Source organism: Azospirillum sp. TSO5, from assembly GCF_003116065.1.
Classification (GTDB): domain Bacteria; phylum Pseudomonadota; class Alphaproteobacteria; order Azospirillales; family Azospirillaceae; genus Azospirillum.
Genome location: NZ_LGQY01000098.1, coordinates 1 through 22,567, shown reverse-complemented (window position 1 = coordinate 22,567; position 22,567 = coordinate 1). Strand labels below are relative to the sequence as shown.

Genomic DNA, 22,567 nt, shown 5'->3' with positions numbered 1-22,567 from the left:
GCGATGGTTCAGGCGACCAATCGTTCAGGCGACCTCTGCCGGGTCACGGGTGGGCTGGCGGGGGGCGGAGGGGGCGTCCGGCGCCGGGTCGCCGCGGATCTCCGCCGGCAGCTCCGGGGCTGTGGGGGTGCCCCGTCCCGCCTTCATCTCGGCCAGGATGCGGGCGTAGCGGGCGACGGTGTTGGGCGTGACGTTGACCAGCGTGCCGGTCCCGCCGCCGCCGGCGACGAGCCGGGCGACCTGGAACAGGGCGCGCCCCTTCTCCAGCACCTCGCCCGGCAGCATCCACAGGATGGAATCGATGTTGGACGCCAACCACCCCGGCCGGCCGCTGCGGGTCAGGCGGCGTTCGGCCGCCCGCACCTGCGCGGTGTTGCGGATGGTGTAGAAGGGCGACCAGCCATCCCAATCGCCGGCGGTGAAGGGCAGGGCCACGAACTCCCCGTCGACCAGCGCCGGTTCCGCCGAACCGAAGGCGGCCTTGGTCCACATGTAGTCGAAGCCGGCGGAACGGACGGCGGAGGCGACGTCCCGCCGCAGGGGACCGGGGCGGGCGCTGTCATAGGGCCGCCATGCCTCGTAGAAGCGGTCGAGCCGGTAGCGGCGCAGCGCATTGCCGATCAGGCGCCGGGCGTCCATGGCCGGAGCCCCGGCCCGTGTCGGCGCCTTGCGGGGCGTGCCCTCCGTCGCGGCCTCAACGCTGGCCGCCGGGGTTTCCGACGGGCGCGGACGGGGCGAGATGCGCAGGACGGGCCGGCCCTCCTCCCAATGCAAACGCGGGGTGCGGCCCGGCACCAGGGGGGAGTCGACCAGCGGCCACCAGCCGCGCGGCATCAGCCCCGGCGGCAGCATGGTCGCCATCTCCGCGCGGGCGTCGGTCAGCAGGCGGGCCAGTTCGTCGCTCGGCATCTCGCCTTCGGCGCAGACCCCACGGCCGGTGCTGCCCAGCAGCAGTTCCACCCGGCCCAGCACGCCGCCGCGTTCCTCCGGCACCGACAGCAGCGCGAGGTCGGCGGGGCTGGACTGGGTCAGGCTGTCGACGGTGACCACCAGCCCGCAACGCAGGCCGGTCGCCGCCACCAGATCGAGGATGCGCGGGATGCAGTGCAGTTCGCGGATCATGCCCGACCACAGCACCAGCGTGGTCAGCACCCGCCCTTCCGCCGCCCAGCGGCGCAGGGTGGCGTCGTCCGGTTCGTAATCGGTGAAGGGGCGCGGCGGCTCCGCGATGCGCAGCGGCACGTCGGCCGTGCTGGCGAAGGGCGGATCGGGATCGACGATCTGCAGCCCGCGACCCAGGCGGCCCAGGGCGAAGAAGTCGTGGTCGTCGAACTGCCGGCCATAGACCGGATCGGCTCCGTTGCGGATCAGGTCGGCGGCGCGCTCGATCACGTCGGTCTGCGGCCGGCCATAGAGCGGGAGCAGACGCTTGGCCGCCGCCAGCGGCAACTGCGCCGCGATCAGGTCGGGATCGCCCAGCAGGGTGCCGCGGCCCCAGCCGGCATGGCGGTGGGCCAGCGCGGCGCTGAAGCTGGCATAGCTTTCCCCCGCCACCCTGCCTTCGACCGCGTCGAGGCCGCCGGGGAAGTGCCGGGCGCGCACCGGGTCGACGCAATGGCCGGTGAAATGGCGGGCGCCCAGCGCCTCCAGCCGCTGCCGCAGCCCGGCGTCGGCGCCGACATCGATGCCGAGGCAGGGCTTCGCCATCAATTGCGGGTAGAGAAACGGCGCGGCGACGATGCCGAGCGGGGTCTGCGGCGCCATGTCCAGCACCGCGACCTCTGCCGGGATCGGCTGCTCCAGCAGGCGGAAGGCGGCCTCGTAGAGCGCGGCAGGGTCGGTGCTGCGCAGGGCGGATTCGCCCCCCGCCTCCACCACCGGCCACAGCGGGGAAGCCGGATCGCCCAGCGCCACGACGCGGTAGCGGGTGGTCAGCCACAGCGCATGGTCCAGATGCCGGCCGCCGGCCATCAGGCTGCCGGTGCCGGTCGCCTCGGTGCGGTTGCCGTCCTCCCAGCCGCCGAAATGGCGACCGCTGCGCCGCCCGTCGTAATAGAGGTCGAAGGCCCAGCCGGCGCGTTCCGCCGCGGCGGCCAGCACCGGCGCCATGGCGACGCGGTGCGGGTCGCCGCCATGGGCGAGGAAAAGGAGCAGGGGCGGTTTCGTCACGATGCGTGCCCCTCCGTGCCCTTGCCGCCGCGCCGGCACCACCACAGGTGCCACTTCGCCACCCCCGGCGGGCCAAAATGTTCGGTCTTCTGCAGGGTCAGGCCGGTGGCGGCGATGGCCTTGCGCATTTCCGGCGCCCAATGGTGGCGGACCAGCGCCTTCCATTCCGGCAGGACGCCGTGGCAGCGCATGGTCGCCAGCAGCCGGTCGGGCCGCCAGCGGTAGTAGCCGGGATAGGCGATCACCCACAGCGGGTTGGCGTTGGTGGTGTCGCAGACGATCCGCCCGCCGGGCTTGACCACCCGCTGCAACTCGCGCACGCCGGCTTCGAGGTCCGGCAGGTGGCAGAGCAAATCCATGGCGATGACGAGGTCGAAGCTGTCGTCAGCGAAGGGCAGCTTGCGGGCGTCGGCCTGCTGGACGGTCAGGGCCGGGAAGCGCTCCTTCGCCTCGGCCAGCATCTCGTGCGAGATGTCGACCAGGGTCACGTCGTGACGGCCGGCGAAGGGGCCGGTGATGCGGCCGTATCCGCCGCCGACATCGAGGATGCGCATCCGCGGCAGCCGCTCCAGCTCCGCCGCCACCGCGCGCCGCTTCTCGTCATAGATGCGGTAGAAGGGGGTGGTCGGGTGGTCGGGGCGGAAATGGCGGCGATAGCCGTTGTTGTAGATGCCGGAGCCTGCGGCCTGCGACCGCTCCGCCTTGGCATTCTCCAGCAGGGCGGCGACCTGGGCGGCGACGGTGTCGACGTCGAAGCTCTTCGCATGCTCCAGCCCCGCCGCGGCGACCGTCTTCAGCCCCTCGGGGTCGGCCAGCCGGGCGATCAGCATGTCGCGCAGCGGCTCCGCCTCCCCCGGCGGGACCAGCCAGCCGGTGCGGCCATGCTCGATGATTTCCGGGAAGCCGCCGCAGTCGCTGGCGACCACCGGCACGCCCAGCGCCATCGCCTCCACCACCACGAAGCCGAAGCTCTCCCACAGGGACGGGACGACCGCCATCTCCGCACGCGCCACCACGGCCAGCGCATCGTTGCGCGGCAGGGCGCCGGTGAAATGGACCCGGTCGGCCACCGGCGCGACGTCGCGGCGGAACTGGTCGATGATCGCGGTGCTCGCGACGTCTTCCCCGCCGATCATCATCAGATGCAGGTCGGGGTTGGCGGCCAGCACGCCGGGAATGGCGCGGCCCAGCGTGGCGATGCCTTTGCGCCCCTCCAGCCGTCCGAAGAAGGCGATGAAGCGCTTCGGCAGCGCCATCGGCGGCTCGGCCGTCCGGTTTGCCGCCACCGCGGCGAGATCGATGCTGTTGGGGATGACCTGGACCAGCTCCGGCGGGATGCGCCAGTAATCGGCCACCCGCCGGGCGATGGCGCGGGTGGAGGCGTAGATCGCCGCGCTGCGCTTGGTCTGGTCGCGTTCGAGCGCGTTCAGAAGATGGGTGTGCGGCACCCAGGGCTGCGTGTTGGTGTCCATCACCAGCCCGGTCGGCGTCGCCAGCCGCGTCACCACGGGAATGGTGCTGAAACGGGTCAGCCACCAGGCGTCGGCATCGAACTCGGCGGCATGAACCACGTCGGGACGGAAGGCGCGGACGGCGTCGGCCAGCCGGCGGTTCGTCCGGAACCGGTCCACGACCGCATGCAGGTGCGGCCCCGGATCGACGCGGTTCACCGTCACGCCGTCCTCGATGGTGGTGCCGGCCGGCAGGCCGCCGGCCTTCCACGGGGTCACCACCTGGACGGTGTGGCCCAGCCGCGCCAGCGCACGGGCCATCGTGTGGGTGTGGGTGGCGATACCGCCGAGCTTCTCGCCGGGTGGATATTCGGGCGTCAAGAGCGACAGTCGCATTGTGGATCCCCCAAATCCTGTAGGTTCTGTCATTTGCCTGCGGGTCCGGCTGGAGCGGCGGTCACCGGAGGCGGTTTGGCGAGTGCGATCAGGCGCCGCGGCAATGCCGCGAGCACCGCCGGGTCGGGAAGGAAGACGCGCCAGGGCAGTCCGGTCTCCCGGCGGTAGAGGATCGCCGCGGTGGCGAACACCAGCGTGTAGGCCACCGTGGAGACGATGGCCGCGGCCAGGATCCCGCCGCTGCGCAGGAACAGCAGCAGGCCGCCCAGCGTGACCAGCATGCCCAGCAGGTTGGCCATGGTGGCGGTGAAGGGCCGGTTCTCCGCATAGAGCCCGTTCAGCAGGATCGAGGCGGCGGCATAGAGAACTGCGCCCGGCAGCAGAAGCCGCAGCGGAAGCGCGCTGTCGGCGAAGGACGGGCCGTAGACCAGCCTGATGGCGATGTCGGCGAAGACGAACAGCCCGCCGCCGAGCAGCCCGCCGATGGCGAAGGTCACCTGCAGGCTGTTCAGCACCAGCGCCCGCCCCGACTGGCCCCGCCGGGTGGCGGCGGGCATCACGACGGTGGCCAGCGCGCTCGACAGGCTGACGATCAGCCAGGACAGGCTGGTCGCCAGGGCGTAGAGCCCGACCTGTTTTGCCGGCAGGACGGCCGGGATGATCAGCAGGTCCAGCCGCTGGGTGATGACTCCGCCCACCACGTCGCCATGGGTGCGCAGCGCATACCAGAGCGTCTGCCGGCCGAGCGCCGGGTCGGGACGGCCGATCCCGTGGCGGCGGACCAGCAGGACCGTGGCCACGACCAGCACCAGCGTGCTCATCGCCGCCTGCACGATGACGGCGGCCTCCACCGTGAAGTGGCCGGCGGCCCAAAGGACGGCGTAGAGCGTGGCGACGCCGGCCGGCTGGATGAAGTTCAGCGCGTTGAAGCTGCGGAAATCCTGATCGCCCAGGATCAGCCCCAGCATCAGCTCCGCCAGGAGGGCCATGGCGATCATGGGCAGATAGAGGCGCGCCAGTTCCAGCGTCTCGACCGGCTGCGCGGCCAGCAGCAGCGGCAGCAGCAGATAGCCGGTGCCGATCGCCAGCGCCGCCAGCGGCAGCAGGATCAGCGTCCAGGTGCTCAGCAGCCGGCCGCCGGCCGAATGGTCCCGCGACAGCGCGTAGGTGACCGCCTTGCCGCAGCCCATGGCGAACAGCCAGCCCAGCATCTGAATGGTGGTGAGAACGGCGGTCAGCGCCCCCCGTCCCTCCGGACCGATGGTGCGGGCGACGAGAATTCCCGTCAGCAGTCCGAGCGCCATCGTGGCGGCGGTGACGAGTACAGTCGTCACGCCATGCCGGGCGAAACCGCCCCCCTTCGCCGCCGCCTTGCGTCCGGTCAGACCTTTCAGCATCGCGCCTTCACCCCCGTCGAAGTCCCTGAAGTGTGCGCACTGAGTCCTCCCCTGGATTCGTGCTTCTTGTTTTGTCGGCAGGCCGGTCCCCACCAGGGGAGACCATCATGGGTCATGAACGTCACCAAGAATTAGTTGATTGTCACAACAATTACTTGGTTACCCTAAAAATTGCCGCAGAGTGGAACAGCGATCTTTGGGCGCCGTTATTAGCTCAGGCGAGCATTTTTGTTGTGCATTGCAAACTGAACGGTAGTGGGGTGTTGGGCGACGGTCAACGCCGCTTTCGGAACTGTTCTTCCCGCACACCGGGGGAGTATTTTTCTTTGATCGTCCGTTGCCGGGAACTGGGAGTCTTAGCGTATCTTTCGGGCATTGGTTATCGGCGACGCCCATGTTCCGGCATCGGGAGTAGTCCATTGCCGGACCGGCGGCACACGAGAGGAGAGGGGGAAGCGCGGTTGCGTTTCGCTGCCGGGTGCGGCGGCGGTGCCGCAGCCCGTTCGATGCGGGCCCCAATGCCCGGCCGGTCAGGCTGATCCACAAAAGGTTGCAGTCGGGACCGCTAGCCCAATCGCCGCAGGACGCGCCGGTTCAGTGCCGCCGGTTCAGTCGGCGTCGGCCATCCGCGCGGCGGTTGAGCCGCGCACGATGCAGGTGCCGCCCAGGATGAGGCGGCGGCGGGGACGGTCCGGCGTTTCCAGCCGTTCGAACAGCAGGGCCATCGCCGATTGGCCGATGTCCTGCACCGGCTGCTCGATGACGGTCAGGCCGGGACCGACCAGTTCCGTCCAGGGTTCATTGTCGAATCCGGCCACCGCCAGCCCGTCGGGGATCGACAGCTTCAGCCGGCGGGCGGCCTTCACCACGCCCATCAGGAACAGGCTGTTGCTGACGATGAAGGCTTCCGGCCTGTCGGGCTCCGCCATCCAGTCCACCACCGCCTCCTCCGCCGCGTCGGCATGGGGGGCGAGGAAGCGGGCGGCCGGCGCCAGTCCGCGGGCCGACATGGCCGAGCGATAGCCCTCGTACCGCTCCTGGCCGGTGGTGCTGGTGTTGCCGAACAGGCCGGCGATCCGGCGATAGCCCTGAGCGTGCAGATGCTCAACCAGCATCGCCGCGGCGCGCGGGTTGTCCAGGACCACGGCGTCGTGGCGGGCGGTCGGCGCGTTGCGGTCGATCAGCACGACGGGAAAATCGAGGTCGAGCGTGTCGAGCCGGTCGAGCGTCGCGCGGGTCGGGGCGAAGATCAGGCCGGTGATCCGCTCCTCCTGCATCAGGCGCAGGTACAGCTCCTCCCGCTCCGGATTCTCGTCGCTGTTGCACAGGATCACGCGCATGCCGGCGCGATAGGCCGCATCCTCCACCGCGCGGCTGACGGCGGTGAAGAAGGGGTTGCGGATGTCCGACACCACCAGCCCGATCGTCTGCGAATGCTGAGAGCGCAGCCGCCGTGCCGACAGGTTGGGGCGGTAGCCGGTGGCGCGCACCGCATCCTCCACCCGCTTGCGCAACGCCTCGCTGACCGGGCCGTTGCTCAGCACGCGCGACACGGTGGCGACCGATACGCCGGCGGCCAGGGCCACGTCCTTGATGCTGGCGGTCTTGCCGGAGGCGTTCATCTGCAAACCAGTGGTGGTAGGGGGTGCCCCGTAAGGGGAGGCGATCTTAGCCGTGCGCGGCCCGGCCTGACCAGAGCGGGTTGGGGCGAGGGCGGTTTTCTGAAAACGTTTCCAATACGATGACCGGAGCATTCCCCATTTCAGCCCGCTTGACAAGACGCTCCGCTGAAAAAGTGCCGATGCTGCATTGCGGCAGCCGTTGACAGTCCGTCTGTAATCGTTTTCACTGAGAATCAAGAGGACAGACAAGAACACGCGGAGGAGACGGTTGCCATGGCCACCGACACGCACCCCTTGAGCCTTCCCCCCGATCTGATCCGCCTGGGCGCCGCCCCGGCCGGGAAGGAGGCGGCGATCCGCGAGGCGGCGCAGCTGCTGATCGCCGCGGGCTGCATCGACCCCGCCTATGCCGACAGCATGATCCGCCGGGAATCGGTGGCGAACACCTTCCTCGGCCATGGCGTAGCCATTCCGCACGGCATGGTGGACGACCGCAATCTGGTCCGCCGCAACGGCATCGCCATCCTTCAGGTGCCGGACGGCGTGGTCTGGAACGACGGGCAGACCGCCCGGCTGGTCGTCGCCATCGCCGCCCAGTCGGATGCCCACATCGCCATCCTGCGCCGCCTGACCCGCCTGATGCAGGACGAGGCGCGGCTGAACGCCCTGTTCACCACCACCGATCCCGCCGATCTCGCCGCCGCCCTGTCGGACGAGACCGCCGCCCCGGCCACGCCCGCATCAGAGGCCGGCGACCTCGCCGAGAGCTTCGAATGGGTGGTCGATTACCCGACCGGCCTGCATGCCCGCCCCGCCGCCACCTGGGTCGAGACCGCCCGAGCGGCATCCGGCCGGGTGCGCGTCCGTCATGGCGACGAGGCCGTGGACGGCAAGACGCTGGTGGCGCTGCTGCAGCTTGGCCTGCGCCCCGGCGACCGCATCACCGTGTCCGCCGACGGTCCCGATGCGCGCGCGGTGCTGAACCGCCTGCGCGCCACCATCACCGGCCTCAGCGCGCGGGAGAAGGCGGACGCCGCCGCCGCGGCGCGCAAGGCGAAGGCCGTGGTGCAGGGCTGGACGCCGCCGGCTGCGGCCGGGCGCGAAATGCCGGTGGTCGCCGGTATCGGTGCCAGTCCCGGCCTCGCCATCGGGCCGGTCCATGTGATGCCGAAGGCCGACCTGACAGTTCCCGACCGGCCCGCCCCGCTGCTGGAGGGCGGCAACCGCCTGCACGAGGCGCTGAACCTGACCCGCCAACAGCTGAAGGCGCTGGCCGACGACACCGCCCGCCGGCTGGGACCGGCCGAAGCGGGAATCTTCGCCGCGCAAGCGGAGCTGCTGAACGACACCGACCTGATCACGCTCGCCTGCCAGCTGATGGTGGAGGGGCATGGTCCCGGCTGGTCGTGGAACGAGGCGGTGGAGCGCAGCGCCGCCAAGCTGGCCGCCAACCCCAACCCGGTGCTGGCCGGCCGTGCCGCCGATTTGCGCGATGTCGGCCGCCGGGTGCTGACCCGCATCGATCCGGACCTGCGCGGCGGCTCCATTCGCGACCTGCCGGACACCCCCTGCATCCTGGTCGCCGACGATTTGTCTCCGTCCGATACCGCCGCGCTCGACATGGGGCGCGTCATCGGTCTGGCGACGGCGCAGGGCGGCCCGACCTCCCACACCGCGATCCTGGCGCGCACGCTGGGGCTGCCGGCGATGGTGGCGGGCGGCGGCGCGCTGACCGAGCTTGCCAACGGCACCACCGCCATCCTCGACGGCCAGTCAGGCCGCCTGTACCTCGACCCGCCCGACACCGCCCTGGCCGCCGCCCTTGGCTGGATCGAGGAGCAGCGCGTCAAGAAGGCCCATCAGGAGGAGCGGCGCGGCCTGCCTGCCCGCACCCGAGACGGCCACACGGTGGAGATCGGTGCCAACGTCAACCGCCCCGATCAGGTACCGGTCGCCCTGTCGCAGGGGGCCGAAGGCGTCGGGCTGATGCGCACCGAGTTCCTGTTCCTGGAGCGCGGCGACGCCCCCAGCGAGGAGGAGCAGTACCAGACCTACCGCGCCATGCTGGAGGCGCTGGACGGCCGTCCGCTGATCGTCCGCGCGCTCGACATCGGCGGCGACAAGCAGGTGCCGCACCTGCAGCTGCCGCATGAGGAGAACCCCTTCCTCGGCGTGCGCGGCGCCCGCCTGCTGCTGCGCCATCCGGAACTGCTGGAACCGCAGGTCCGCGCCCTCTACCGCGCCGCCAAGGGGGCGAAGCCGGGGGCGCTGCTGATCATGTTCCCGATGATCACCACGCTGCGCGAGATCGAGGCTCTGCGCGCCGTCTGCGACCGCATCCGGACGGAACTGGACGCACCGGCGGTGCCGCTCGGCATCATGGTGGAGGTGCCGGCCGCCGCCATCCAGGCCGACGTGCTGGCCCGCCATGTCGATTTCTTCTCCATCGGCACCAACGACCTGACGCAATACGCGCTGGCCGTCGACCGCCAGCATCCCGAACTGGCGGCGGAGGCCGACAGCCTGCACCCGTCGGTGCTGCGCCTGATCCGCATGACGGTCGAGGGGGCCGAGAAGCATGGCCGCTGGGTCGGCGTCTGCGGAGGCATCGCCGGTGATCCGTTCGGCGCCGCCCTGCTGGCCGGCCTCGGCGTCCGCGAGCTGTCGATGACCCCGCGCGACATCCCCGGCGTCAAGGACCGGCTGCGCGACAGCGACCTCGCGGGTCTGCAGGCGCTGGCCCAGCGGGCGCTCGACTGCGAATCCTCCGACGAGGTGCGGGCGCTGGAGGGGGACGTATCATGACGAAAGCCGCCACCAAGCCTGTCGTCACCGTCACGCTGAACCCGGCCATCGATCAGACCATCACGGTGGATGCGCTGAAGCCCGGCAGCGTCCATCGCGCCAAGGCGGTGCGCCACAATGCCGGCGGCAAGGGCGTCAACGTCGCCAGCTGCCTTGCCGATTGGGGGACGCCGGTGGTCGCCACCGGACTGCTCGGCACCGGCAACGCTGCGCCGTTCGAGGCGCTGTTCCAGGCCAAGGGCATCGCCGACGCCTTCCTGCGGCTGCCGGGCGAAACGCGGGTCAACATCAAGATCGCCGATCTTGCGGCCAACGACACGACGGACATCAACCTGCCGGGCCTCACCGCCGATCCCGGCGCGCTCGGCCGGGTGCAGGAGACGGTTCGCCGGCTTGTGGAGCCTAGCATCCCGGTCCTGCTGGCCGGCAGCCTGCCGGACGGTCTGCCCACCGACACCTATGCCATCCTGACCGCCGATCTGGCGGCGGCCGGGGCCCGCGTGGTGCTGGACAGCAGTGGGGCGCCGCTCGCAGCCGCCTTGGCCTCCACCGGCGCGCTGCCCCATTGCATCAAGCCCAACCGGCACGAGCTGGAGGATTGGGCCGGCCGGCCGCTGCCGACCGATGCCGACCTTCTGGACGCGGCGCGTGGACTGCAGCGGCGCGGCGTGTCGGTGGTGGTGGTGTCGCTGGGGGCGGACGGCGCTCTGTTCGTGGATGGCGCCCGCGCCCTGCATGGCCGGTTGCCGCCGGTCCAGGCGCTGAGCACCGTCGGGGCGGGTGACGCCATGGTGGCGGGGCTGATCGCCGCCTTCCAGCAGGATGGCGGGCTGGAGGATGTGGCCCGGCTGTCGGTGGCCTTCGCCGGCGCCAAGCTCGGCTGCTTCGGTCCCAACCTGCCCGATCCCGCAACAGTGCGGGCGCTCGCCGCGCAGGTAACGCTGAGCCGGCTCGACTGAACCTGCCGAAAGCATCCGACGGACTTCAATACAGTGACAGGCGCGGGCGCGAACCCGCCAGGAGGAAACAATGGCGAACCTGTTGGCCGTGATCGCGGCGGGAGACCTCACCACCCAGGCGGTTCTGGCCGCCGAAGCACTGCGCAAGGCGGCATCGTCGGCCGGCCACCGCATCCTGGTGGAAATCCGCACCAGCCTCGGCATCCAGTCGCCGCTCGACGCAGCGGCGTTGGCGGCGGCGGACGGCGTGGTGCTCGTCGGCAGCGGCGATCTGGATGAGGCACGCTTCGGCGCGGTCAAGCGCGTTTCCGCATCGCTGGACGAGGTGCTGGGCAATCCCGACGCCGTGCTGGGGAGCGTGCTCGGTTCCGCTGCTCCTCCGGCGGCAACGGCGCCGCGCCGGATCGTCGCCATCACCTCCTGCCCGACCGGAATTGCCCACACCTTCATGGCGGCCGAGGGCATCCAGCAGGCGGCGTCCGCGCTGGGCCACAAGGTCCGGGTGGAGACGCAGGGCTCCGTCGGTGCGCGCGACACGCTGACCGACGAGGAGATCCGCGAGGCCGACGTCGTCCTGATCGCCGCCGACACCCAGATCGACCTGTCCCGTTTCGCCGGCAAGCGCGTGTTCATGAGCGGCACCAAGCCCGCCATCAACGACGGCAAGGCCCTGGTCAACCGTGCCCTGGCCGAGGCGAAGACACATGGCGCCGTCGGCGGTGCCTCGGGCGGGACGACCCCGCTGGTTGATGCGGTCGCCGCCGGCAAGGCGGAGCGGTCGGCCCAGCGCACCGGCCCCTACAAGCATCTGATGACCGGCGTGTCCTTCATGCTGCCCTTCGTGGTGACGGGCGGCCTGCTGATCGCGCTCGCCTTTGCGCTGGGCGGCATCTACGTCTATGAGGAATCCAACGCCGGGACGCTGGGCTATGCCCTGTTCCAGATCGGCGCCAAGGGGGCCTTCGCCCTGATGGTGCCGGCGCTGGCCGGCTATATCGCCTATTCCATCGCCGACCGTCCCGGCATCGCCCCCGGCATGGTGGGCGGCATGCTGGCCGGCAGCATCGGCGCCGGCTTCCTCGGCGGCATCGTCGCCGGCTTCATCGCCGGATACGGCACCGCCTTCCTGAACCGTCACATCAAGCTGCACCGCAACCTGGAAGGGCTGAAGCCGGTGCTGATCCTGCCGCTGCTGGGATCGCTGCTGACTGGCCTGCTGATGATCTATGTCGTCGGCACGCCCGTCGCCGAGGCGCTGGCCTGGATGAGCGCCTGGCTAAAGGGCATGCAGGGCAGCAGCGCCATCCTGCTCGGACTGCTGATCGGCGCGATGATGGCCTTCGACATGGGCGGTCCGGTCAACAAGGCGGCCTACGCCTTCTCCACCGGCCTGATCGCGTCGCAGGTCTACACCCCGATGGCTGCCGCGATGGCCGCCGGCATGGTGCCGCCGCTGGGTCTGGCGCTCGCCACCAAGCTGTTCTCCGACCGCTTCACCCATGAGGAGCGCGAGGCCGGCAATGCCGCCGCCGTCCTGGGCATCGCCTTCATCACCGAAGGCGCCATTCCCTTCGCCGCCCGCGATCCGTTGCGCGTCATCCCGGCGCTGATGATCGGCGGTGCGCTGACCGGCGCCATTTCGATGGCGGTGGGGGCTGAGCTGAAGGTGCCCCATGGCGGCATCTTCGTCCTGCCGATCCCGAACGCTGTGACGCATCTGCTGGGCTATGTGGTGGCCCTGGTGGTCGGCACGGTGGTGACCGCGGTTGCGTTGCGCCTCCTGAAGAAGCCGGTCGCCGCTGCCGCGGTGGCGCCGAAGACGGCGGTTCAGGGGGCAGGCGTGCACGCCTGACCGTCTTTCCCTTTCCTCTCTGGCGATGGCCTCACGCTTGAAGCGCAACAGAGAGATTTTTAGAGAATAGATCATCTGGCGTGAAGAAGTCGAGGTACTCACGCGGTATGGAGTTAACCCAATCCGCGTGAGCCTCGATCTCCTGCGAAGTTGTATCGGCGAGGTTTGTCTTCCGGGGTAATTGCGCCTCATCCGTCCAATTGTGTTCTCGACGCCGCCTTTCTGCCAGGGTGCGTGAGGGTCGCAGAAATAAGTTTGCATTCCGAGCTTGTCGATCAGCTGATGATGCTCGGCAAACTCGGTGCCATTGCCGAAGGTGGTGGAACGCCGCAGGCTTGCGGGCAACGGTTCCCAGAAGTTGAGCAGGCGGTCGATGACCGGCTTGGCCGCCTTGGAGGGCTGGCTGGCGCGTCAGCTTGAAGCGTGCATCCCACCGCCGCCGCCGGGCTGCCATTTGATCGGCCCGCTCCCCATCGTAGCATCCCCGCCACTGGTTGGTCGGCTGCGCATTCCGACGTATCTCACGGCTGATCGTCGACGCCGACCGCCCCAATTGCGCGCCGATCTCTCTCGAAGACAGCCCTTGCTCCCACAAAAGCTCGATCTTCTTCCGCTCGACGAGGCTGAGCTGACTATAATGTTTTCCCATCGCAACAACACCTTAGCAGGTGTTGCGCTTGTACCGTGAGTCCAAGGGATAAGCATCCCGAAATGCGGAAAGTCAAAGTCCGTTATTGGCGGAGCGAAGGGAGGCAACCCTCCTATGAAGGGGGAAGCATGGTGTAGAAGTCCATCTCAGCGCCTTGGTTATTTGCCTGCAACGCAGGTGGGCTTCAGTCCGGCGTCCGCAGCCGGTAGCCGACCCCCGTCTCGGTCAGGATGTGGCGGGGACGTTCCGGATCGGGTTCGATCTTCTGCCGCAGCTGACGGATGTATATCCGCAGATACTGGATGTCGGTTTCACCGCCCCACACTTCCTTGAGGATGAAGCGGTGGGTCAACACCTTGCCTGCGTGTGCCACCAGAAGCCGGAGCAGATCATATTCGCGCGGCGACAGCTTCACCTCCTCGCCGCGCACGGTGACGATGCGGCGGACCAGATCGACGGTCAGGTCGCCGCTGCGGAACAGCGGCCGCTCCCCCTGCTGCTGCAGCTTGTGGCGCATGGCCGTGCGGATACGGGCCAGCAGTTCATCGACCCCGAAGGGTTTGGTCACATAGTCGTCGGCCCCGAGATCGAGCGCTTCGACCTTGCCGGCCTCGTCCACCCGGCTGGACAGCACGATGATCGGCAGGGCCACGCCGCTTCCACGCAGGCGCTGGATGACCTCCAGCCCATCGATGTCCGGCAATCCGAGATCGAGGACCAGAAGATCGGGAGATCGCCGGCGCACCTCCTCCAGGGCCTTGGTCCCGTCCTCGGCTTCAATAATGTCGTATCCCTGGGCAGCCAGGCTGGTGCGCAGAAAGCGCCGGATGGGCGGTTCGTCATCGACGACGAGCACGCGCAATGGGTTGGAGTCCGACTTCATGCGGCGGCTTCCTCTTCATATCCGGACAGGTCGGCAGCCCTGGGCAGAGTCAGGGTGAAGACGGCCCCGCTTCGGTCGCGGCGGTTGCCAGCCGTGACGGTCCCGCCCATCGCCTCGACGAAGCCCCGGCAGATCGCCAGCCCCAACCCGGTGCCCGCGCGCTGCCGGTCCTGGGCATGGACACGGTAGAACTTGTCGAAGATCCGCTCAACGTCCTCCGGCGGAATGCCGCTGCCCTCATCCAGCACCTCGATGCGGACACGCCCGCCGTCCTGCTGCCCCCGCACCGTGATCAGCGAACCGGCAGGCGCATATTTGCCGGCATTGTCCAGCAGGTTGAACAGTGCCTGCTCGATCAGCACCGCATCGATGTCCACCATCGGCAGGCCGACGGGAAGATCGACCTCCACCCGGTGGCTTGCGAGAATGCGGGACGCCCGCTCCAACGCGCTGCCGACCACTTCGGACAGATCGACCGCACCGGTGCGCGGCCGGATGGCCCCGGATTCCAGCCGCGTCATATCCAGCAGGTTGGCAATAAAGCGGTTGAGGCGTTCCGCCTCCTCCTGGATCGTCGCCGCCAAGTCCCGCCGGCCATCCTCGTCCATCATCGGCCCATAGTTGACGAGGCTGGTCGCCGAGCCGAGGATGGAGGCCAGCGGTGTGCGCAGATCGTGAGAGATCGAGGTGAGCAGGGCCGACCGCAAACGCTCGGTTTCAGCTGCCAGCCTGGTCCGGTCGACATCCTCGGCCAGCATCACCCGCTCGATCGCCAGGGCGGCCTGATCGATCAGGGCGTCGAGGAGCCGCCGCTGGTCGGGTGTCAGGAAGCCGCTGGCCCGCCCCCGCCCGCCGCTGGTATCGATGCCGACCACACCGACGACGCCTCTTCCGGTGCGCATCGGCAGGAACAGCCACTTGGCGCCAGGCAGTGTGTCCGCGCCCTTGCCGGTCGGCCGGTTGTTTTCCCAGGCCCAGACCGCTGCGGCCAGATCGGCATCCTCGATCACGTCCTCCGGCGGATAGCCGGCCCTGACCACTACACTGCCACTCTCGGGCAGCAACAGCACCACATGGACCTTCAGCATGGCGGCGATCTGATGGGCGGTGGCCCACAGCAGGTCATCCATGTTCACCACGCCGGCCAGCTTGCGGCTGAACTGGTAGAGATCTTCCGTTGTCTTGGCGCGCAGTCGCGCGGTCACCGCCTGGGCGCGGACACGGGCGGTCAGATTGCTGGCGATCACCGCGACGATGGCGAAGACCAGCAGAGCGACGATGTTTTCCGGATCGGAAATAGTGAAGGTGTGAAGCGGCGGCAGAAAGAAGTAGTTGAAGGCCAGAACGCTGATCACGCTGGCATAGAGCGATGGCGCCAGTCCGCCGGTGACCGCACTCGCCAGCACGGAGGTCAGAAAGACAAGCGCCATGTTGTTGAGGGCCAGCACCTGGCGCAGCACATGGCCCGCACCCAGCGCCGCCGCCACATAACCGGTGCTGGCGGCATAAGGCCACCATGCAAAGGCCCGCTGCCGGGCCACCTCGGTCCTGACCGTCTTGGGTGGAACAGGGGCGCCGGAACTGGCCGCGATCACATGCACGCTGATGTCACCCGCCCGGCGGATCAGACTGTGCGCCACGGAGCCGTGCAGCAGTTCGGACCAGCGTGGACGCGTGGATTTGGCGATGACGATGTGCGTGACGTTGTTGGCCAGGGCGTATTCGACAGCGGTGTCGGCGACATCACTGCCAGGCACCGTGACCGCCTCGCCGCCCAGTCGCTCGACCAGACGCAACGTGTCGGCAATGCGGTCGCGATCGGCTTCACTCAGGCGCAGAGCCCGGCTCGTCTCGACATGGATGGCGCCCCAGCGGGCGCGCAGCCGCTCGGCCTGACGTCGGGCATAGCGGACCAGGGCGGCGCCGCTGGCATCCTCGTTGATGCAGACCAGCAGGCGTTCGCCGGCTGCCCAGGGGCCAGAAATCGCATGGGCCTGCATATGGGTCAGCAACTGCTCGTCAACACGGTCGGCGGTGCGCCGCAGCGCCAGTTCGCGGAGCGCGGTCAGGTTCCCAGGGGAGAAATAATGCCGGATCGCCCGTTCGGCCGTGCGCGGGACATAGACCTTGCCCTGCTGTAGGCGCTGAATCAAATCGTCCGGCGCGATGTCGATGACCTCGATGTCGTCAGCCCGGTCGAGGATCGAATCCGGCACAGTCTCACGGACCCGGACGCGGGTGATCTTGACGACCACGTCGTTCAGGCTCTCGACATGCTGGATGTTCAGGGTGGTGTAGACGTCGATGCCGGCGGCCAGCAGTTCCTCCACGTCGAGAAAACGCTTCGGATGGCGGCTGCCGGCAGCATTGGTGTGGGCCAGCTCGTCGACCAGCACGATCTTCGGGCGACGGGCGAGGATGGCGTCCAGATCCATCTCGGTCAGGACATGGCCCTTGTGCTCGACGGATCGGCGCGGAACCACCTCCAGCCCGGCGACCAGCGCCTCCGTCTCGCGCCGGCCATGGGTCTCCACCACGCCGACGACGATGTCGACGCCGTCACGGCGCTTGGCCTGGGCGGTTTGCAGCATCTCGAAGGTCTTGCCGACACCGGGGGCGGCACCGAGGAATATCTTGAGCCGTCCCTGCTCCTCCTTCGCAGCTTGGCGCAGCAGCGCGTCGGGAGAAGGTCGGCCAACGCGATCACCGTGGGTGCGGTCGCCGCGTTCATCGCTCATGGCATCGTCCCATTGCGGCCCCGGCTCCCGCTCTCTCCGTCGGCATTTCCAACTGATAGCCGATTCCGTGTTCGGTCGAAACATAACGTAGTCGCTGCCGCGGACGCATCGCCAATGTCGCCCTCTCCCGCCCCGGGAGAGGGTGATCACGTCACTCCTTTGACAGTCCGCTATCTGCTTGCCATGGCCTTACCGGTCGCCTGATTCAGGGCGAGGTTCAGAGCCAGGACGTTGACGGTCGGCTCACCCAGGAAGCCCAGCCGGCGCGGTGCGGTGGTATCGGCGACCAGCTTGCGCACGGCATCCTCCGAGATGCCGCGGGCCTTGGCGACGCGCGGCACCTGGAAGTCGGCGGCTGCCGGCGACAGGTCCGGGTCTAGGCCGCTGCCCGACGTGGTCACCAGCTCCACCGGGACCGGAACGCCGGGATTCTCCGCCTTCAGCTTTTCGGTGTCCGCCTGCACCCGGTCGATCAGCGCCTTGGCAGTTGGGCCGAGGTTGGAGCCCATCGAGTTCGCCGCATTGTAGGGGGAAGGCACGGTCTTGGTGGGATCGGCGAGGTCGGTGCCGGTGGTGGCCGACGGGCGCGGGTGGAAATAGTGCTCGCCGGTGAAATCCTGCCCGATCAGGCTGGAGCCGACGACGGTTCCGTTCCGCTCGATCAGGCTGCCGTTGGCCTGATGGGGAAACAGGATTTGCGCGGCGCCGGTGACCGCCAGCGGGTAGGCGAGCCCGGTGATCGCCGTCAGTGCGACGGTCATCACCAGGGCGGGACGCAGGTCCTTCAGCATGACAGGCTCCTCAAATCAGGCCGGCGGCGGTGACGATCAGGTCGATCGCCTTGATGCCGACGAAGGGCACCACCAGCCCGCCGAGGCCGTAGATAAGCAGGTTGCGGCGGAGCAGCGAGGCGGCTCCCACCGCGCGGTAGCGCACGCCGCGCAGCGCCAGCGGGATCAGCGCCACGATGATCAGCGCATTGAAGATGATCGCCGACAGGATGGCGCTTTCCGGGCTGTGCAGCCCCATCACGTTCAGCGCCTGGAGCTGCGGGTAGAAGGCAAGGAACATGGCGGGGATGATGGCGAAATACTTCGCCACGTCGTTGGCGATGGAGAATGTGGTCAAGGCGCCGCGGGTCATCAGCAGCTGCTTGCCGATCTCGACGATCTCGATCAGCTTGGTCGGGTCGCTGTCGAGATCGACCATGTTGCCGGCCTCGCGCGCCGCCACCGTGCCGGTGTTCATCGCCACACCGACATCGGCCTGGGCCAGTGCCGGCGCGTCGTTGGTGCCGTCGCCGCACATTGCGACCAGCTTGCCCTTTGCTTGCTCGTCGCGGATCAGCTGCAACTTGGCTTCAGGGGTGGCCTGGGCGAGGAAATCATCCACCCCGGCCTCGGCGGCGATGGCGGCGGCGGTCATCGGGTTGTCGCCGGTGATCATCACCGTGCGGATGCCCATCTGGCGGAGTGCGGCGAAACGTTCGCGGATCCCGCCTTTGACGATATCCTTCAGGTGGATGACGCCGAGCAGCCGGCCGTCGCGCGCCACCGCCAGCGGTGTGCCGCCGGCCTTGGCCACCCGTTCGGATATCGCGAGGATATCGCGTTCCGCCGGGCTGGCCGCCGGATGAAGGGCGGTCACTCTGCGCCCGCCGGATACCGCGACGCGCTGCGCCCCGTTGACGTAGGCCAGCACCGCGTCCACCGCACCTTTGCGGATCACTGTGCCTCCGGTGTCGATGCCACTGATGCGGGTCTGGGCGGTGAAGGGGACGAAGTGGGCGTGCATCTCCTCCATCCTGCGGGCGCGGATGCCGTACTCCTCCTTGGCCAGTACGACGATGGAGCGGCCTTCCGGCGTCTCGTCGGCCAGCGAAGCGAGTTGGGCGGCGTCGGCCAGTTCCTCCTCGCCGACGCCGGCGACCGGCAGGAACTCCGCCGCCTGACGATTGCCCAGCGTGATGGTGCCGGTCTTGTCGAGCAGCAGCGTGTCGACGTCGCCCGCCGCCTCCACCGCCCGGCCGGACATGGCGAGCACGTTGAAGCGGACCAGACGGTCCATGCCGGCGATGCCGATGGCCGATAAAAGCGCGCCGATGGTGGTGGGGATCAGCGTCACGAACAGCGCCACCAGCACCAGCACGCCGACCGAACCGCCGGCATAGGCGGCGAAGCTGGGAATCGTCGCAACCGCGATGACGAAGACGATGGTCAGCCCGGCCAGCAGGATGTTCAGCGCGATCTCGTTGGGGGTCTTCTGGCGCTGGGCGCCCTCCACCAGCGAGATCATGCGGTCGAGGAAGGTCGAGCCGGGAGCGGCGGTGATCCGGACCTTGATGTGGTCGGAGAGCACCTGGGTGCCGCCGGTGACCGCCGACCGGTCGCCGCCGCTCTCACGGATGACGGGAGCGGATTCGCCGGTGATGGCGGCCTCGTTGACCGAGGCGACGCCCTCCACCACCTCGCCGTCGGACGGGATGATGTCGCCGGCCTCCACCAGCACCAGATCGCCCGGTTTCAGCGCGGTGGCGGGCACCGTGCGGACGGTGCCGTTCTCCAGCTTCTTGGCGCTGGTCTCGGTGCGCGTTTTGCGCAGGCTGGCGGCCTGGGCCTTGCCGCGCCCCTCCGCGACCGCCTCGGCGAAGTTGGCGAAGATCAGTGTGAACCACAGCCAGACGACGATCTGGACGGCGAAACCGGAGACCCCGGCCCCCGTGACCGCGTCGCGCAGGACCAGCAGGGTGGTGAGCGCCGCCACCACCTCGACACAGAACATCACCGGATTGCGGATCATCTGGCGCGGGTCGAGCTTTCGGATCGAGCCGCCGATGGCCGGCACCAGGATGGCGGGGTCCAGCAGGGTGCTGGCCGAAGATCGGCCGGACCGTTTGCTTTTGGCATGCATGGGAGCGTTCCCGATCAGAAGAGGGTGCCGGCGGTCATCGCCAGATGCTCGACCACCGGGCCGAGGGCGAGAGCCGGGAAGAAGGTGAGGCCACCGACGATCAGGATGACGCCGACCAGAAGCCCGACGAACAGCCCGTCATGGGTGGGAAAGGTGCCGGCCGAGGCCGTGGCCCGCGTCTTGGCGGCCAGCGAGCCGGCGATTGCCATCATCGGCACGATGACCAGGAAGCGGCCGACCAGCATGGCAACGGCCAGCGTGACGTTGTACCAAGCCGTGTTGCCGGTCAGCCCGCCGAACGCGCTGCCATTGTTGGCGGCACCCGAGACATAGGCGTAGAGCGCTTCGGAAAAGCCGTGCGGCCCGGCATTGGCCATCGAGGCGGTGCCGGTGTCGAGCACCACGGCGGCGGCGGTGAAGCCCAGCATCATCAGCGGCAGGCAGAGGATCGCGAGCATGGTCATCTTGACCTCCTTCGCTTCCAGCTTCTTGCCGAGATATTCCGGCGTGCGGCCGACCATCAGGCCAGCGACGAACAGCGCCACGATGGCGAACAGCAGCATGCCGTAGAGGCCGGCGCCGACTCCGCCGACGATGATTTCGCCCAGCATCATGTTGACCATCGGCACCATGCCGCCCAAGGGCATGAAGCTGTCGTGCATGGCGTTCACCGCACCGCAGGAGGCGGCGGTGGTGACGGTGGCGAACAGGGCGGAGGCGGCGACGCCGAAGCGGGTCTCCTTGCCCTCCATGTTGCCAGCGGCGCCGTCGATGCCGAAGGCGGCGAAGGCCGGATTGCCATGGGCCTCCGCCCAATAGGCGACGGTGACGCCGGCAACGAAGAGCAGGCCCATGGCGGCGAGGATCGCCCAGCCCTGCCGTTCGTCGCCGACCATGCGGCCGAACAGGTTGGTCAGCCCGGCACCCAGCGCGAAGATCGACAGCATCTGAACGAGGTTGGTCAGCGCGTTGGGGTTCTCGAAGGGATGGGCGGAGTTGACGTTGAAGAAGCCGCCGCCGTTGGTGCCCAGCATCTTGATCGCCTCCTGCGAGGCGACAGGGCCGAGGGAGATGGTCTGCTTGGCTCCCTCCAGCGTGGTGGCGTCGACGGCGCCCGCCAGCGTCTGCGGCACGCCCTGCCAGACCAGGAACAGCGCATAGACGATGCACAGCGGCAGCAGGACATAGAGGGTGCAGCGGGTGAGGTCGACCCAGAAATTGCCGACCGTGCGGGCCGACGCGCGGGCGAAGCCGCGCACCAGCGCCACCGCCAGTGCGATGCCGGTGGCGGCGGAGACGTAGTTGTGGAAGGTCAGACCAGCCATCTGCACCAGATGGCCCATGGTGGTCTCGCCGCCGTAATTCTGCCAGTTGGTGTTGGTGGTGAAGCTGGCGGCGGTGTTGAAAGCGAGGTCGGGCGGCACTGCCGCCATGCCAAGCGGGTTCAGCGGCAGCACGTCCTGCAGCCGCTGCAGGGCATAGAGCAGCAGCATGCCGGCGGCGCTGAACAGCAGCATCGACACGGCGTAGGTCACCCAATGCTGCTCGGTGCGCTCGTCGACGCCGGCTAGACGGTAGAGGGCGCGTTCGACGGGTCCCAAGATGGGGGAGAGCAAGGTGCGCTCGCCGGTGAAGACGCGCGTCATGAAGCCGCCCAGCGGCCGCGTCACCGCGACGACCAGGGCGAGGAAGACCAGGATCTGGATCCAGCCGTTGACGGTCATGGGATGGTCCTCCTCAGAACCGTTCGGGGCGGATCAGGGCATAGACCAGATAGGCCAGCAGCCCGGCGGTCACGAGGCCAGCCAGGACGTAGTCGAGTGTCATGGCGCAGCCCCCCTTACAGCCGGTCGCAGGCATGGACATAGGCGACCGACGCGGCGAAGAAGCCGACGGTGAGCACCAGGAACAGAAGGTCGAGCATGGTTGGACTCTCCGGGATTGCGTCCCTCCTGGTCCCCATCATCGCGCCGGTTCGGCACCGGCGGGATAACATGGGTCAAGCGGAACAGGGTCGGACCTCCCGCCCGCCGAAATGAAAGCGGACGGGAGGTCCGACCCTGCAAGGATGCACCGGAGCCGCGTATAAATTCGATGGGGGCAGCGATGCCGGAAAATATACGCACCATATATGCCGTCGCGCGCCTCAGCTTGGCGGGCGTTGCGCCATCCCTATGCGGCGGCCGACATAAGCCCAGGTCAGCAGAAACAGGACCGCAGCCAGGACCTGATCGACGTTTATGGGACGTTTCCAAGTCCCATCTGTCGTGGGCATCGCATCCGCCATGCCCAGGGGTGCCGTCGCCGGGGTTAGGCGCCGATCCAGACGACCAGCATTTGCAGCGCCAGTGCGATCAACAGGAAGGCGGCGATGATGAACGCTGCTTCGCCCAACACCGCGCGCGGAGAGGGAAACACCTCATGAGAGGTGTCGGCCGATGACTGCGGATCGCGCCCATCCATTTGCGCCGGGGGTAGGGCAGTGCGATCAAGCAGCGCGTGAGGCGATTTTCCCTGCATGACAGCCTCGCTTTCCAAAGGGCGGCCACTGGCCGGCATTCCCCTGAGAAGAAGGCTGTCTCGCGTATAAATGCGATGGGGGGCGTGAAGCCTGGAAATTCCTGCTGTTACTTGCTGCCAGCTTGCTTGGCCGGGTGCTGCTTCAGCCAGTCCTGAAGCTGCTGGACCTCCTTCGTCTGATCATCGACCATCTTCTGAGCCATGGCCTTGAGGTCG

At 68.6% G+C, this 22,567-nt stretch carries 16 protein-coding genes; 3 read left to right on the top strand and 13 right to left on the bottom strand.

Going from position 1 to position 22,567, the window contains the following annotated elements; genetic code table 11:
• Window positions 1–24: 24 nt before the first annotated feature.
• From TSO5_RS22980 to TSO5_RS22965, 4 genes are all read right to left on the bottom strand, one after another.
• A complete protein-coding gene (locus TSO5_RS22980; protein WP_199230988.1) occupies window positions 25–2,169 on the bottom strand; it encodes a hypothetical protein in 2,145 nt (714 codons plus the stop codon).
• On the bottom strand, window positions 2,166–4,016 hold the full coding sequence (locus TSO5_RS22975) for a glycosyltransferase (RefSeq protein WP_109153804.1): 1,851 nt from the start codon (window positions 4,014–4,016) through the stop codon (window positions 2,166–2,168). Before TSO5_RS22975 ends, TSO5_RS22980 begins: the two co-directional genes overlap by 4 nt.
• Window positions 4,017–4,045: 29 nt before the next feature.
• Complete coding sequence (locus TSO5_RS22970) at window positions 4,046–5,413, bottom strand: oligosaccharide flippase family protein (protein ID WP_109153803.1); 1,368 nt, start codon at window positions 5,411–5,413, stop codon at window positions 4,046–4,048.
• A 608-nt stretch (window positions 5,414–6,021) separates the two neighbouring features.
• On the bottom strand, window positions 6,022–7,035 hold the full coding sequence (locus TSO5_RS22965; RefSeq protein WP_109153802.1) for a LacI family DNA-binding transcriptional regulator: 1,014 nt from the start codon (window positions 7,033–7,035) through the stop codon (window positions 6,022–6,024).
• Window positions 7,036–7,308: 273 nt separating this feature from the next.
• Between TSO5_RS22965 and ptsP the strand changes: the two genes are divergently transcribed.
• From ptsP to TSO5_RS22950, 3 genes are all read left to right on the top strand, one after another.
• Entirely contained in the window at window positions 7,309–9,840 is a 2,532-nt protein-coding gene (gene ptsP, locus TSO5_RS22960; RefSeq protein WP_109153801.1) for a phosphoenolpyruvate--protein phosphotransferase, read from the top strand.
• Entirely contained in the window at window positions 9,837–10,799 is a 963-nt protein-coding gene (gene pfkB, locus TSO5_RS22955; RefSeq protein WP_109153800.1) for a 1-phosphofructokinase, read from the top strand. The genes ptsP and pfkB overlap by 4 nt, the downstream gene beginning before the upstream one ends.
• Before the next feature lie 70 nt (window positions 10,800–10,869).
• Window positions 10,870–12,651: a fructose-specific PTS transporter subunit EIIC gene (locus TSO5_RS22950; RefSeq protein WP_109153799.1), complete on the top strand. Its 1,782-nt coding sequence runs from the start codon at window positions 10,870–10,872 to the stop codon at window positions 12,649–12,651.
• Between the two features lie 31 nt (window positions 12,652–12,682).
• Here the strand turns inward: TSO5_RS22950 and TSO5_RS22945 are convergent, their stop codons facing one another.
• The 9 genes from TSO5_RS22945 to TSO5_RS32335 all read right to left on the bottom strand — a co-directional run bounded on the left by TSO5_RS22945 (window position 12,683) and on the right by TSO5_RS32335 (window position 22,351).
• A complete protein-coding gene (locus TSO5_RS22945) occupies window positions 12,683–13,300 on the bottom strand; it encodes a helix-turn-helix domain-containing protein (RefSeq protein WP_199230987.1) in 618 nt (205 codons plus the stop codon).
• A gap of 184 nt (window positions 13,301–13,484) precedes the next feature.
• Window positions 13,485–14,183: a response regulator gene (locus tag TSO5_RS22940; protein ID WP_109153798.1), complete on the bottom strand. Its 699-nt coding sequence runs from the start codon at window positions 14,181–14,183 to the stop codon at window positions 13,485–13,487.
• Entirely contained in the window at window positions 14,180–16,921 is a 2,742-nt protein-coding gene (locus TSO5_RS22935; RefSeq protein ID WP_109153797.1) for a sensor histidine kinase KdpD, read from the bottom strand. Before TSO5_RS22935 ends, TSO5_RS22940 begins: the two co-directional genes overlap by 4 nt.
• A gap of 170 nt (window positions 16,922–17,091) precedes the next feature.
• A complete protein-coding gene (locus tag TSO5_RS22930; protein WP_109153796.1) occupies window positions 17,092–17,712 on the bottom strand; it encodes a K(+)-transporting ATPase subunit C in 621 nt (206 codons plus the stop codon).
• 10 nt (window positions 17,713–17,722) lie between these two features.
• Window positions 17,723–19,831, bottom strand: a complete 2,109-nt coding sequence (gene kdpB, locus TSO5_RS22925) for a potassium-transporting ATPase subunit KdpB (RefSeq protein ID WP_109153795.1) — start codon at window positions 19,829–19,831, stop codon at window positions 17,723–17,725.
• A 14-nt stretch (window positions 19,832–19,845) separates the two neighbouring features.
• A complete protein-coding gene (gene kdpA, locus TSO5_RS22920) occupies window positions 19,846–21,555 on the bottom strand; it encodes a potassium-transporting ATPase subunit KdpA (protein WP_109153794.1) in 1,710 nt (569 codons plus the stop codon).
• Window positions 21,556–21,568: 13 nt separating this feature from the next.
• Window positions 21,569–21,658, bottom strand: a complete 90-nt coding sequence (locus TSO5_RS22915; protein ID WP_109153793.1) for a K(+)-transporting ATPase subunit F — start codon at window positions 21,656–21,658, stop codon at window positions 21,569–21,571.
• Between the two features lie 13 nt (window positions 21,659–21,671).
• A complete protein-coding gene (locus TSO5_RS33690) occupies window positions 21,672–21,797 on the bottom strand; it encodes a hypothetical protein (protein WP_282183526.1) in 126 nt (41 codons plus the stop codon).
• Window positions 21,798–22,141: 344 nt separating this feature from the next.
• A complete protein-coding gene (locus TSO5_RS32335) occupies window positions 22,142–22,351 on the bottom strand; it encodes a hypothetical protein (RefSeq protein ID WP_146203824.1) in 210 nt (69 codons plus the stop codon).
• Window positions 22,352–22,567: the final 216 nt, after the last annotated feature.